Source organism: Pseudomonas sp. UBA2684, from assembly GCA_002354655.1.
Lineage (GTDB): Bacteria > Pseudomonadota > Gammaproteobacteria > Pseudomonadales > Pseudomonadaceae > Aquipseudomonas.
This window is the reverse complement of the sequence record DELY01000026.1, coordinates 35,990-49,916: the sequence shown is the minus strand read 5'-3', so window position 1 is coordinate 49,916 and position 13,927 is coordinate 35,990. Positions and strand designations below refer to the sequence as shown.

Here is a 13,927-nt window from a genome sequence, read left to right as displayed (position 1 = left end):
AGCCTAACGCACGGCGCGCTGGCGCAGAAACTCCAGCAACGCCGCCTGCTCGCCAACGAACTCGATCCGCCCGGCTTTGCTCTCACGCTGGAAGGCGTACATCGGGTCGTAGTACTCCACCAGCAGTGCCTCGATCCAGGCCCGGTGCAGCCCCACCTCGCCCTGGCTTTGTTGCTCCAGCAAGGCTTGATCCATGATCGCCGCCAGGCGTTGATAGCGTTCGCCGCCCAGGCGTTTGAGGATGTTCGCCAAACTCTGTTGCAAACGCTCGGCAAAGGCCGTGAAGCCCGCCTCCTCGCCATGCAGGGTGACGAACTCGGCGCACAGGTCGATCACGTAATCCTTGAGGATACGCTCGACGCGCCCGGCCAGGCTGTCCTCCAACCAGACCATGGGAAATTGCTGCATGCCCTGGTGCAGCTCCAACGGCAACGAGCACTTGCCGATAATCCGCCCTTCGTCTTCGAGAACGAACTGCTGCTGACCGGCCGCGCGTTTTTTCAGGATGTCGATGGCCAGGGCGTTTTCAAAATTGATCTGTGCCGGTTGCACGGTGGCGCGCTTGCCGAAGCTGGAGCCACGGTGGTTGGCATGCCCTTCGAGGTCAAGGCTGTGACTGAGCTGGGCGATCACCTCGGTCTTGCCGGTGCCGGTCATGCCGCCCACCAGGATGAAGTCGCACTGCGTCAGCGCCTGCTCGGTGGTGTCGAGGAGAAAGCTACGCATCGCTTTGTACCCACCGATCACCCGTGGGTAGTCGATGCCCGCCTCGCTTTTCAGCCATTGCTGAACGATCTGCGAGCGCAGGCCGCCACGAAAGCAATACAGGTAACCCTCGGGGTTAGCCTTGGCGAATGCCGCCCAGGCCTCGATACGCGCGGCTTTGAGCGCGCCGCTGACCAGTTGCTGGCCCAGGCCGATGGCCGCCTCTTGCCCCTGCTGTTTGTAGCAGGTGCCGACTTTTTGCCGCTCGCTGTCGTTCATCAGCGGCAGGTTGATCACCCCGGGGAACGCGCCTTTGTCGAACTCGACGGGCGCGCGGGCGTCCATCATCGGCGTGTCGTTGAGAAACAGCTGGCGATAGTCGCTGGTGTTGTCGCGCATCACAGCACCTCGACGGCGTAACGCTGTCGCTCATGCAACTGGCCAATCGGCGCCAAGGTCAGGCCCAGCTCAGCGGCCACGGCGAGAAACTCTGCCTCGCCCTCGGCGGTCACCGCCACCAGCAGGCCGCCGCTGGTCTGCGGGTCGCACAGCAGCAGTTTGTGCAGCTCCGGCAGCGGCGCGATCTTCTCGCCGTAGCTGTCGAAGTTGCGCTGTGTGCCGCCCGGCGCACACCCCTGCTCCAGGTAGTACTCGACGCTGCCCAGGCGCGGCACCTTGGCGAACTCGATGCGTGCGGTCAGGCCGCTACCGTCGGCCATCTCGATCAGGTGGCCAAGCAAACCAAAGCCAGTGACATCGGTCATCGCCATAACGCCGGCCAGTTTGCCGAAACGGCTGCCGGGCTTGTTCAGGGTGCACATCCAGTCGCGCGCCAGGCCGATGTCTTCGGCGCGCAGCTTGGCCTTTTTTTCCGCTGTGGTGAGAATGCCGATGCCCAGCGGTTTGGTCAGGTACAGCCGGCAACCGACGGTGGCGGTGTCGTTGCGCTTCATATGGCGCTTTTCCACCAGCCCGGTCACTGCCAGGCCAAAGATTGGCTCCGGGGCGTCGATGGAATGCCCACCGGCCAGGGGAATACCGGCGGCGTCACACACCGCGCGGCCGCCGCGAATCACCTCACGGGCCACTTCCGGGGCCAGCACGTTGACCGGCCAGCCGAGAATCGCGATGGCCATCAGCGGGTCGCCGCCCATGGCGTAGATGTCGCTGATCGCGTTGGTCGCGGCGATACGCCCAAAATCGTAGGGGTCGTCGACGATCGGCATGAAGAAATCGGTGGTCGACACCACCCCGCGCTCGCCGTCGATGGCATACACCGCAGCATCGTCACGCGAGGCATTGCCCACCCACAGCTTGGGGTCGAGATTCTGCGCACCGCTGCCGGCCAGGATCACATCCAGCACTTTCGGGGAAATCTTGCAGCCGCAGCCAGCGCCGTGGCTGTACTGGGTCAAACGAATAGGCTCGCTCATGAAATCTCACTTATCTCGACAACAGGCGCGGATTCTAGCAAATGCCGCCTTGGCGCCAGCGATTCGCGCGCGTATGTTGATAAAACAATGCGTTACGGGGGATTAAGAGATGACTAAGCGCGTCGCGCTGGTACTGGGCTCAGGTGGCGCCAGGGGTTATGCGCACATCGGGGTGATCGAAGAACTGGAAGCACGCGGCTACGACATCGCCTGCATCGCCGGCTGCTCCATGGGCGCGGTGGTCGGCGGCATCTATGCGGCCGGCAAACTCAAGGAATACCGCGACTGGACGCAGAGCCTGGATTACCTGGACGTGCTGCGCCTGCTCGACGTGAGCTTTCGCCTCGGCGCGATCCGCGGCGAAAAGGTGTTCGGGCGCATCCGTGAGATCGTCGGTGAAATCAACATCGAAGAGTTGAATATCCCGTTCACCGCGGTCGCCACCGACCTGACCAACCAGCAGGAAATCTGGTTCCAGGAAGGCTGCCTGCATCAAGCCATGCGCGCCTCGGCAGCGATTCCCAGCCTGTTCACCCCGGTCATTCAGGGCAAACGCATGCTGGTCGACGGCGGCCTGCTCAACCCCTTGCCGATCGTGCCGGTGGTCTCCAGCCACTGCGACCTGATCATCGCGGTCAACCTCAACTCGACCAACCAGCAGCACTACCAACTGCCGGTCATCGACCGGCCACCCGCGCTGAAGGGCCGTTTCGACCTGCTGATGGCCTCGCTCGGTTCGCGCCTGCCGTCGTTCCGCCGCAAGAATGGCGAGGACGACGAACTGTTGTTGCTGGAAGACCAGGCCATCGAGAGCCACACGGTGCAGCACAACCCCTGGCTGGAACACGCGCACGCCGACTCGCAACAGTCGCCGGCAGCCCCGGAGCCGGAAAGCACCGGCGCGCCGAAATCCGCCAGCGGCTCGCGGGTTGCCGACATGAGCGGCCCAGCCTCGCTGCTCGAATTGATCAACCAGAGTTTCGAGGTAATGCAAACCTCGCTGGCGCAGTACAAGATCGCCGGCTATCCGCCGGATATCCTGATCAACGTGCCCAAGCGCGTGTGCCGCTTCTTCGAGTTCTACAAGGCGCCGGAACTGATCATGCTCGGCCGGCAGATTGCCCGCGATACCCTGGATAAATACGAGCGCGAGCAATAACCGGCCGCTCAGTCGCTGTGCAGCGCCTCCACCGGCTGCAAGCGTGCCGCGCGCCGCGCCGGGGCGATGCCGGCGAGGATGCCGACCAACGCCGCGAGCAACAGCGCCAACAGCAAAAACAGCGGTCGCAGGCTCAATGGCAGGCCAGGCAGGCTCAGGTGCAGCGCGCCGAGCAACAGCCCCATCAGCAACAGGCCGAGCAGCCCACCGAGTACCGATAACAGCAGCGCCTCGCCGAGAAACAGGCCGAGCACCTGCTGCGGGGTGGCGCCGATGGCGCGCAGCAGGCCGATCTCCGCGGTGCGCTCGGCGACGGCGGTGGTCATGATGGCGAGGATGCCAACCGCCCCGACCAGCAGCGAGATACTGCCCAGCGCGGCCACCGCCAGGGTCAGCGACGCGAAGATGCGGTCGAGGCTGCGCAGCATGTCGTCCTGGGTGGTGAAGCTGAAATCCTCCTCGCCGTGGCGCTCGATCAACAACTGACGAATCGCCTCGCTCAGCGCCAGGCCGCTGGTGCCGCTGCCGAACACCACATTGATCTTCGCCAGCCCTGTGCGGTTGAACAGATTTTCGGCCCAGTCCACCGGGATATAGGCGATATCGTCGATATCGAAGCCGAGCAACTGGCCTTTCTTTTCCATCACCCCGATCACCCGAAAGCGCATGCCGCCGACCCGCACCAGTTCACCCAGCGGGTTGGCGTCGCCGAACAGCTCTTGGCGCAAGGTATGCCCGAGCACCACGTAAGGCGGCGAACGGCCGTCGCGCGGCGTGGGCAGAAACTGCCCGAGCGCCAGCTTGAAACGCCAAGCCTGGGCCATCTGGTGCCCGGCGCCGAGCACCCCGGTATTGCGGCTGCGCGCACCGAACTGCACATCGCCGTTGCCCTGGATCATCGGCACCACCACCTCGACATGGGGCAACTGGCGCAGGGCATCGGCATCGGCGATGGTCAACGGCTTGACGCTGCTGAGCAGACCACCCAACCCGGCGGTGCGGGTCATGCCGGGGCGGACCGAGATATTGCGCGTGCCGAACTGGGCAAAATTCTCCTGCACGTAACCGCGCATGCCCTCGCCAATCGCGGTGAGCAGCGCCACCGCGGCAATGCCGATGGCCACCCCAAGCAGGGTCAGCAGGCTGCGCAGTGGCCGGCTGAGCAGCGCCGAAGCGGTCAGCCCGAGGCCATCGCGCAGCTGCATCAGCGCGCCCCCATGGCCGGGTTCAACGCCGCCAGCGGCGTCAGCGCGGCCGCTCGGCTGGCGGGTAGCCAGGCGAACAGCAGCGAGCAGGCGAACGCCAACGCCAGGCTACCGAGCCGCGCCCACCACGGCGCGTACAGCGGCAGGTCGCTTGCCTGGCGGCCCAGCCAGAGCAGGCTTTCCGCCAGCAGCAGGCCGCCCAGGGCGCCCACCAGGGCGAGCATCACCGCCTCGCCGAGAAACAGCAGACGCACCTGCCCGGCCGTGGCGCCGACGGCCTTGAGCAGGCCGATTTCTGCCGTGCGCTGGCTCACCGCGATCCAGGTCACGTTCATGATCAGGATGCCGGCGACCACCAGGCTGATGGCGGCGATGCCGGCCACCGCCAGGGTCAGCACCCCAAGAATCTCGTCGAAAGCCGCGAGCATGCTGTCCTGGCTGATCAGCGTGACGTCCTCCTTGCCTTCATGGCGGGCCTTGAGGGTGTCGATAATCTGCTCGCGGGCGCTGGCCATGAAGCTAGGCCCGCGCACCTCGGCGAACAGCCGCAGCAAGCCCTCGCGGTTGAACAAGGCCTGGGCATTGGCCACTGGAATGATCAGCATCTCGCCCACATTCATACCGAAGGATTCACCCTGCTCGGCAAGCACGCCGATGACCCGGAAGCGCCGATCGCCGGCGCGCAACCACTGACCGAGCGCCGGGCGCGCGGCGAACAGTTCGCGGCGCAGGCTGGCACCGATCACGCACACCGCCTCGGCCTGCCCCAGTTCGAGCGGCGGCAGCGGTTGGCCCTGGCTAACCGACAATTGGCGAATGACGAAGAATTCATGGTTGGTGCCGAGGGCCAGGGCCTCGCGGCTGCGATTGCCGACGCTGACCTGCATCGGCCCGGCCAGCAACGGCGCAACCCGACGCACCTGGGGTAAACGGGCGACGGCCGCGGCATCCTCCACCGTCAGGTCGCGTGGCGCCATGCCGGTAATCGGCGGCATGCCACCAGTGGTTTCGTTGCGCCCCGGCAGCACGATCAGGGTGTTACGCCCCAGCAGGGAAAACTCGCTGAGCAGCAAGCCGCGTGCGCCCTGGCCCAGGCCGCTGAGGAGGATCACCGCGAGCACGCCGATGCCAATGGCCAACAGCAACATCGCGCTGCGCGAACGATGCCCACGCAAGGCGCCGCAGCACAACCCCAGGGCATCGGCGGCGCGCATCAGGCGGGCTCCAGAGCAGCCTCGGCGACCCGCCGCCCATCGCACAGGCAGAGTTGCCGCCGCGCGCGCGCCGCCAGGCGCGGATCATGGGTGACCACCACCAGGGTCACGCCCTCGGCATTCAGCTCCTCCAGCAAGGCGAAGACCTCGGCACCGGCGCGGCTGTCGAGGTTGCCGGTGGGCTCGTCGGCCAGCAGCAGGGTCGGCTGCATGCACATCGAACGGGCAATCGCGACCCGCTGCCGCTGCCCGCCGGACAGCTGCGCGGGCCGGTGGTCGAGGCGCTCGCCCAGCCCCAGGCGCTCCACCAACTGGCGGCTGCGCTGCCGGCGCAGCGCCGGTGCGATACCGGCGAGCAGCATCGGCAGCTCGATGTTCTCCAAGGCGGTCAGGCGTGGAATCAGGTGATAGGACTGGAACACGAAACCGATCCAGCGGCTGCGCAGCTCGGCCCGCCGCGCCTCGCTGAGCGCCGCGGTGGGCTCGTCGTTGAGCCAGTATTCGCCGTCATCCGGGGCATCCAGCAAGCCGAGGATATTCAGCAGGGTCGACTTGCCCGAGCCCGACGCCCCCACCACCGCCAGGTAATCGCCCGCCTCGATCTCCAGGCTCAACCGATCGAGGCCCATGACCCGCTGCTCGCCGACCTGAAAGCCGCGCGACAAGCCGTGCAGGCGAATCATTGCGGCGTCCCCGCGCTGATCACCGTGCTGCCGTCCTTGAGGCCTTCCTGATCGAGGCTGGCGAGAATCCGTTCGCCCTCCGCCACCCCATCGAGCACCTCGGTCCAGCGCCAGTTGGCCAGCCCGGTGTTCAGCGCCACCTCGTGCAGCTTGCCGCTGCTGGGGTCGTAACGCAGCACGCGGCGTCCTTCCAGCAGGGTTTCGGTGGGAATGCGCAGGCTACCGGCGCTCTGCTCCAGGAGAATTTCCACGTCGGCGCTGTAACCGGTGAGCAGCGCCACATCCACCGGCAGTTGGACGAAACGCACCTCGATATCGACCGTGCGCGCCTGCTTCTCCAGCTCGCGGACAAACGGTGCGATGCGGCTCACCTGGCCAGCGAAATGGCGGCCGCGGTAGGCATCCAGGCTGATGCGCACCGGCATGCCGATGCGCACGCGGCCGGCATCCACTTCGTCGATGGGCGCATCCACATACAGGCAACTGTCGTCGATCAGGTCCACCGCTGGCGGCGTGGGGATGCCCGGTGGCGAGGGGGTGACGAACTCGCCCAGCTCGCCATTGATCTGCGCAACGATGCCGGAAAACGGCGCACGCAAGGTGGCCTGGTCGAGCAAAGCGCGTTGCAGGCGCAGATTGGCTTCGGCTTCGCGAATCGCCACCTCGCTGGACGCGCACGCCAGCTGAGCCAGGTGCGCCTTGGTTTCGGCTTGGTCGAGGCGGTCGGCCGAGGCCAGCTGACGCTCGGCCAGGTGGTGCAGCCGGCGGTAGTCGCGTTGCCCCAACGCGGCAGTGCGGCACTGCTGTTCGCGGGCATTGCGCCGGGCGTCGAGGCGCGCCTCGGCTTCCTGCACCCGCGCCAGGCGGTCATCCTGGCGCAGGCGCATGAGCACATCGCCCTCCTTGACCGGCTGGCCCTCGTCGACCAGCAGCTCGCTGACCTGGCCGCCGAGGTTGAACGACAACCGCGAGCGTCGGCAGGACTTCAGCGTACCCGCGCGCGTGTTGGCGACCAGGGTCTCCACCGGACCACGCTCTACGGCCACCAATTGCACGGCGATCGGTTGCGGGCGCTGCCACCACCAGAGGACCGTCAAAAAACAGCCTAATACTAAAAACAGGACTGATAACTTGCGCATGATGTGCCTCATTTTTGACACTCGCAGCTTCAGCCTAGGTCAGCCCCCCTTGCGCAACAACGCGACCGACCTGCTGTTGGTCGCCTGATAAATATTCTTAATCCGAATAGCCCTGTGCGCCGCGCGACGTCCTTAGTAACTGTCGCGCAGGCGGTAGCCGACCCCGGCTTCGGTGACGATAAAGCGCGGCGCGGCCGGGTCGTCGCCGAGCTTCTGCCGCAGGTGACCGACCACCACGCGCAGGTAGTGACTGTCTGCGCCATGGCTCGGCCCCCAGATGTCCTTGAGCAGTTGCTGCTGGGTCACCACGCGTCCGGCGTGCCGGGCCAGTTGCGCCAGTACCGCGTACTCTTTGCGCGTCAGGGCGACCTCGACGGCGTTCAGGGTGACCCGGCGGTAGGCGAAATCCACACTCAAGGGGCCGCAGACGAACGTCGCCGGCGGTTGCGGCTCACCGTTGCCGGCCTGGCGCAGCAGCGCGCGCACGCGGGCGAGGAACTCCTGGATGCCAAAGGGTTTGCTCACGTAGTCGTTGGCGCCACCGTCCAGGGCCAGCACCTTCTCGCTCTCGCTGGCGCGCACCGAGAGCACCAGCACCGGCACTGCCGACCACTCGCGCAGTTCACGCAACACCTGCTGGCCGTCCATGTCCGGTAGGCCGAGGTCGAGCACCAGCAGATCCGGCTTGCCGAGCGCCGCCTGGGCCAGGCCTTCGCTGCCGTTGGCGCCTTCCAGCACCTTGTAGCCCTGAGCGCTCAGACTGATGCGCAGAAACTTGCGGATCTGTGGCTCGTCGTCGATCACCAGGATGGTCGGTTGATTGCTCGTCATCTCATTCATCTGCGTAGGGTGGGCGTCTGGCGTTCCGGCACTTGGCCAGTCAGGGTTCATCGTCCAGCGGCGGCTGTGGGTGCAACGGCAGGTGCAGGGTCATGCACGTACCGCGGCCATCCAGCCCCTCGCCGACGCTCACCCGACCACCGTGGGCGCCGAGCATGCCCTGACAGATCGCCAGACCCAGACCGGTGCCCTGACCGCCACGATCACCGCGCGCGGCGGTGTAGAACATATCGAAAATCTTCGCCCGCTCGCTCTCGGGAATCCCCGGCCCCTGGTCGCTGACGGCGATGCGTAGCTCGCTGGCATCGCTATCCAGCACGACTCGCAAGCGCCCGCCCACAGGCGAAAAACGCGCGGCGTTCTCCAGTACGTTGACCAGCGCCTGCTCGATCAGCGCCGCATGCACATAGAGCAGCGGCAGCTCGGCCGGAGTCACCACCTCCAGCGCCAAGGGTGCCAGCACCGGACGCAGGCGCTGGGTGGCGCTGGCAACAATATCCACCGGCGCCACCCAGTCGCGCGCGAGCTTCAGCCCGCCGTGGCCGAGCCGGGTCATGTCGAGCAGATTCTGAATATAGCGGTCGAGGCGCTCGGCTTCATCGCGGGTGCTTTCCAGCAGCTCGCGGCGGTCGCCGGCAGCGAGTTGCGTGTCGAGGGTCAGCAGGCTGTCGATGGCGCCGCGCATGGCGGTCAGCGGTGTGCGCAGGTCATGCGACACCGAGGCAAGCAAGGCGCTGCGCAGCTGTTCGGTTTCGCCATGCAAGCGCGCCGCCTCCAGGTCTTCGGCCAATTGCGCGCGGGACAGCGCCTGCGCCAGCGGTTGCGCCAGTGCCGCAAGCAAACGCCGCTGCGCCGCTGGCAGCGCACGCTGGTCTTTCGGGCTGACGCCGAGCAACGCCAGCGGCCCCTCTTCAGCGGACAGCGGCAGCCACCACCAGCGGCTGCCAGGCAGCGTGTCGGTGCCCAGACCCGCCGCCTGATCGTGCTGCCAGGCCCAGTCGGCGGCAGCTCGCTCGGTGTCGGCGAGCTGCCGGGAGACCCCGGTCTCGACCTTCCACAGCCCATCGGCGCTACGGCCCAGCAGGCTGATCTCCAGCTCATGCCAGCCGGCGAACTGCTGCGCGGCAGCGCTGAGCACCGCTTGCCGGTCGGTGGCGGCAGTGAGTTTGCGCGACAGTTCGAGCAAGGCCCCGGTTTCCGCCTGGGTCTCGCGTAGCGCGCGCAATTGCCGGCGCTGGCGGGCCGCCAGGTTGCCGGTCAAGGCCGCCATCAGCAGGAAGAACAGCAAGGTCAGCACGTCTTCCTGACGCTGAATGGTCAGCGAGAAGGTCGGCGAGATGAACAGAAAGTTGTACGCCAGAAACGACAGCAGCGCGCACACCAACGCCGGCCCCGAGCTGGTGCGCACCGCCACCAGCAGCACGGCGGCGAGGAGTACCAGGGAGATATTCGGCAGTTCCAGCACCTGCGAGACGCCCCAGGCCAAGGCGCTGGCCAACAGGGCCGCGCACACGGCCAACGCATAGTCGGCCCAGACCAGCGCCGCGCGCGCGCGCGGCGGTTTCGGGCGGGCCATGGACTGGGCATCCAGCACACTGATTTCGAGCCCCTGGGCATGCCGCAGCAGGCGCTCTGCCACGCCCTTGCCGAACCAGCGACGGCGTGCGCGCTGACAGCTACGCCCCACCAGCAGCACGCTGGCGCGGCGTTCGCCGGCATGCTCGATCAAGGTTCTGGCCACCTCGCCGGCCCGCAGGCTGACCACTTCGCCGCCCAGGCGCTCGGCCAGCCGTTGCGCCGCCTGCAAATACGCCAGCGCTTGTTCGTCGCGAGCACCGCCGGTGTCCACGTGCACCAGGCTCCAGGGCAGATGGCGGCGCTGCGCGACGCGGCTGGCGTGGCGCACCAGGCGTTCGGCCTGTTCGTCGCCATCCACGCCGACCAGCAGGCGGCCGCGCACGCTCGGCGCCTGTTCGCCAAGCAGGCGGTAACCCTGGCGCAAGTCGGCATCGACCCGTGCGGCGGCGGTCTGCATCGCCAGCTCGCGTAGCGCGGTGAGGTTGGTCTGGCTGAAAAAGGCGTCGATCGCCGCACGCGCTTGCTCGGGTACATACACCTTGCCGTCGCGCAGGCGTTCGAGCAGCTCGCGCGGCGGCAGGTCGATCAGCAGAATTTCGTCGGCTTCCTGCAACACCCAGTCGGGCACAGTTTCACGCACTTGCACGCCGGTGATGTCCTGCACCTGATCGTTGAGACTTTCCAGGTGCTGCACGTTGACCGTGGTGTAGACATTGATGCCGGCGTCGAGCAGCTCCTGCACATCCTGCCAGCGCTTGGCGTGACGGCTGCCCGGGGCATTGCTATGGGCCAGCTCATCAACCAGGGTAAGCTTCGGCGGCTTCGCCAGCAGCCCGTCGAGGTCCAGTTCGCTCAGTTGGATGCCGCGGTATTCGCTGCGTTTCAGCGTTTGCTGCGGCAAGCCAGCGAGCAATGCCTCGGTTTCGCTGCGGCCATGGGTTTCCACCACCCCAGCGCGCAGGTCGACACCCTGGCGCAGCTGCGCCTGCGCCGCCTGCAACATGGCGAAGGTCTTGCCCACACCGGGCGCCGCGCCGAGAAAGACTTTCAGCCGCCCACGCCCCTCACGAGGCATCTCGGCCAGCAGGGCATCGGCACGCGCAGCATCACTCATACAACTCACTCAGCTTCGGCAGAGCGGCGATTGTCGGCCAGCGCCTGGTTCAGCGCCAGTACGTTGACCACCGCCGGCCCCACCAACGGTTGCTGCGTGAGCTGTTCGACCAGGCGCTGCAGATTGGCCACCGGGATACCACGCGCGGTGGCGACACGGGCGATCTGGAAATGCACAGCGGCCGGCGACAGGTGCGGGTCGAGGCCACTGGCGGAGGTAGTCACCAACTCCATCGGCACCCCGCCCTGCCCCGTTGCCTGCAAGCGCTGAGCCTCGCTGGCGATACGCTCGGCCAGCGCCGGGTTGCTCGGCGCCAGGTTGCTCGCACCGCTGGCCACGGTGGCGTAAGCGCCGGCCGAGGGGCGCGGCTGGAACCACTCGGCGCCGTCGAAGGCTTGCGCCAACAACGCGCTGCCACGCACCGCGCCGCTGTCGTCACGCACCAGGCTGCCGTTGGCCTGCGCCGGAAAAGCCAGCTGAGCGAAGGCGGTGACGCTGAGCGGATAGACCACGCCGGTGACCAGGGTCATAAAGGCCAACACGCCAAAGGCCGGACGGATTTGCTTGAACATGATGTTTCTCCAGTTTGTAGGGTGGACAACGCTGTGCTTGTCCACCAGCCCGTAGGATGGGTTGAGCGCAGCGATACCCATCATCCAGGTCATCTCGTTGGGTATCGCTACGCTCAACGCCAACCGACGAAAACCCGGGCTCGTCACACCAACCCCAGCGCCACCAGCAGCAGATCGATCAGCTTGATCCCGACAAAGGGCGCAAGCAGGCCGCCCAGGCCGTAGATCAGCAGGTTGCGGCGTAGCAGGCTGGCCGCGTCCAGCGCCTGCACACGCACGCCGCGCAGGGCCAGGGGAATCAGCGCGACGATGATCAGCGCGTTGAACACAATGGCCGAGAGGATCGCGCTCTGCGGGCTGTGCAACTGCATCAGGTTGAGCGCGCCGAGCTGCGGGTAGATGCCGGCGAACAGCGCCGGCAGGATGGCGAAGTACTTGGCCACGTCGTTGGCCACCGAGAAGGTGGTCAGCGCGCCACGGGTCACCAGCAGCTCCTTGCCGACCTGCACCACGTCGAGCAGCTTGGTCGGGTCGCTGTCCAAGTCGACCAGATTGGCGGCCTCGCGGGCGGCCTGGGTGCCGTCGTTCATCGCCAGGCCGACGTCGGCCTGGGCCAGCGCCGGGGCGTCGTTGGCACCGTCGCCGCACATGGCGACCATCTTGCCTTCGGCCTGCTCGGAGCGAATGCGTTGCAGCTTCTTCTCCGGCGTAGCCTCGGCGATCAGGTCATCGACACCGGCTTCGGCGGCGATGGCCGCGGCGGTCAGCGGGTTGTCACCGGTGACCATCACGGTGCGGATACCCATGGCGCGCAGTTCGGCGAAGCGTTCGCGAATACCCGGTTTGACCACGTCCTTGAGGTGGATCGCGCCGAGCAGCTTGCCGTCGCCGGCCACTAGCAACGGCGTGCCACCGCTCTGGGCGATTTTCTCGATCTCGCGGGCCAGAGGCGCCGGCACTTCATCGCGACTTAGATTCAGGTAGTTGAGTACCGAATCCACTGCGCCCTTGCGATACACATGGCCATTGCAGTCGGCACCCGACAGACGCGTTTCGGCGCTAAAGGCGATGGACTTGATCGCACTGCGCTCAGGCTCCTGCATCGGACTCAAGGCCCGCAGGTACTCGACAATCGACTTGCCTTCGGCGGTGTCGTCGGCCAGCGAGGCCAGCAGCGCGGCGTCACTGAGTTCCTTGCTGCTGATGCCTGGGGCCTTGCACATGGCAGTGCAACGGCGGTTACCGAAGGTGATGGTGCCGGTCTTGTCCAGCAGCAGCACGTGCACGTCCCCCGCCGCTTCCACGGCGCGGCCGGACTTGGCGATCACATTCAAGCGCACCAGACGATCCATGCCGGCGATGCCGATGGCCGACAGCAGGCCGCCGATGGTGGTCGGGATCAGCGTTACCAGCAGCGCCGCCAGGTACACCAGCGGCAGGTCGCCACCGGCATAGCGGGCGAACGGCTGCAGGGTCGCCACCACCAGCAGGAAGATCAGGGTCAGGCCGATCAGCAGGATATCCAGCGCCACTTCGTTGGGGGTCTTCTGCCGTTTGGCACCTTCGACCAGGGCAATCATCCGGTCCAGGGTCGACTCGCCCGGGTTGGCGGTGATCTGCACCAGCAGCCAGTCGGAGACCACCCGGGTGTTGCCGGTCACCGCCGAACGGTCGCCGCCGGACTCGCGGATTACCGGTGCCGATTCGCCAGTGATGGCCGCTTCATTGACCGCGGCGATGCCTTCGACCACCTCGCCGTCGCCGGGAATCAGCTCGCCAGCTTCGACGCGGACGATATCGCCACGGCGCAGGCTGCTGGCCGCTACGGTCTCGAGCTGCTGGCCCTTCTGCCGGCGCGCATTGAGCCCCTGGCTGCCAGCCTTGAGACTGTCTGCACGGGCCTTGCCCCGGCCTTCAGCAAGCGCTTCGGCGAAGTTGGCAAACAGCACGGTGAACCACAACCACAGGGCAATCTGCACGGCCAGGCCGGTAGACACCTGCGGGTTGGGGATTAAACACAGCACGGTGGTCACCACGGCGGTCAGCTCCACCACCAGCATCACCGGCGAGCGCAGCAGCTGGCGTGGATCAAGCTTGACGAAGGCCTGGCGCAGCGCCGGCTGCCACAGCGCGGCGAACGCGGTTTTCGGTTGTTGCTGGGCGCTGTTCAGCACCGGGCTTTTTACTTGAGTCTGGGCATTCATCATGGCTCTCCCTTAGAACCTGCTTCAACGCCTGCTGCGCGTCGGCCATACGGCGTTGAAATCAGGCTCAAAATGCTCATT

The 13,927-nt window shown here is 66.5% G+C and carries 11 protein-coding genes; 1 reads left to right on the top strand and 10 read right to left on the bottom strand.

Annotated features, from left to right (window positions below):
• Window positions 1–3: 3 nt before the first annotated feature.
• A complete protein-coding gene (gene mnmH / locus B3M58_RS09515; RefSeq protein WP_296218603.1) occupies window positions 4–1,104 on the bottom strand; it encodes a tRNA 2-selenouridine(34) synthase MnmH in 1,101 nt (366 codons plus the stop codon).
• Complete coding sequence (gene selD / locus B3M58_RS09510) at window positions 1,104–2,138, bottom strand: selenide, water dikinase SelD (protein WP_296218601.1); 1,035 nt, start codon at window positions 2,136–2,138, stop codon at window positions 1,104–1,106. Before selD ends, mnmH begins: the two co-directional genes overlap by 1 nt.
• 109 nt (window positions 2,139–2,247) lie before the next feature.
• Between selD and B3M58_RS09505 the strand changes: the two genes are divergently transcribed.
• Entirely contained in the window at window positions 2,248–3,297 is a 1,050-nt protein-coding gene (locus B3M58_RS09505; protein WP_296218600.1) for a patatin-like phospholipase family protein, read from the top strand.
• Window positions 3,298–3,305: 8 nt separating this feature from the next.
• Here the strand turns inward: B3M58_RS09505 and B3M58_RS09500 are convergent, their stop codons facing one another.
• From B3M58_RS09500 to kdpB, 8 genes are all read right to left on the bottom strand, one after another.
• Window positions 3,306–4,502 (bottom strand): ABC transporter permease, encoded by a 1,197-nt coding sequence (locus tag B3M58_RS09500; RefSeq protein WP_296218599.1) that lies wholly within the window; start codon window positions 4,500–4,502, stop codon window positions 3,306–3,308.
• Window positions 4,502–5,716: an ABC transporter permease gene (locus tag B3M58_RS09495; RefSeq protein WP_296218598.1), complete on the bottom strand. Its 1,215-nt coding sequence runs from the start codon at window positions 5,714–5,716 to the stop codon at window positions 4,502–4,504. The genes B3M58_RS09500 and B3M58_RS09495 overlap by 1 nt, the downstream gene beginning before the upstream one ends.
• On the bottom strand, window positions 5,716–6,399 hold the full coding sequence (locus tag B3M58_RS09490) for an ABC transporter ATP-binding protein (protein WP_296218597.1): 684 nt from the start codon (window positions 6,397–6,399) through the stop codon (window positions 5,716–5,718). Before B3M58_RS09490 ends, B3M58_RS09495 begins: the two co-directional genes overlap by 1 nt.
• Window positions 6,396–7,538 (bottom strand): efflux RND transporter periplasmic adaptor subunit, encoded by a 1,143-nt coding sequence (locus B3M58_RS09485; protein WP_296218595.1) that lies wholly within the window; start codon window positions 7,536–7,538, stop codon window positions 6,396–6,398. The genes B3M58_RS09490 and B3M58_RS09485 overlap by 4 nt, the downstream gene beginning before the upstream one ends.
• 132 nt (window positions 7,539–7,670) lie before the next feature.
• Window positions 7,671–8,369 (bottom strand): response regulator, encoded by a 699-nt coding sequence (locus tag B3M58_RS09480; protein ID WP_296218593.1) that lies wholly within the window; start codon window positions 8,367–8,369, stop codon window positions 7,671–7,673.
• Between the two features lie 49 nt (window positions 8,370–8,418).
• Window positions 8,419–11,070: a sensor histidine kinase gene (locus tag B3M58_RS09475; protein ID WP_296218591.1), complete on the bottom strand. Its 2,652-nt coding sequence runs from the start codon at window positions 11,068–11,070 to the stop codon at window positions 8,419–8,421.
• A gap of 5 nt (window positions 11,071–11,075) precedes the next feature.
• Entirely contained in the window at window positions 11,076–11,642 is a 567-nt protein-coding gene (gene kdpC, locus B3M58_RS09470; protein WP_296218589.1) for a potassium-transporting ATPase subunit KdpC, read from the bottom strand.
• A 143-nt stretch (window positions 11,643–11,785) separates the two neighbouring features.
• Window positions 11,786–13,846, bottom strand: coding sequence for a potassium-transporting ATPase subunit KdpB (gene kdpB, locus B3M58_RS09465; protein WP_296218587.1), 2,061 nt, complete (start codon window positions 13,844–13,846; stop codon window positions 11,786–11,788).
• Window positions 13,847–13,927: the final 81 nt, after the last annotated feature.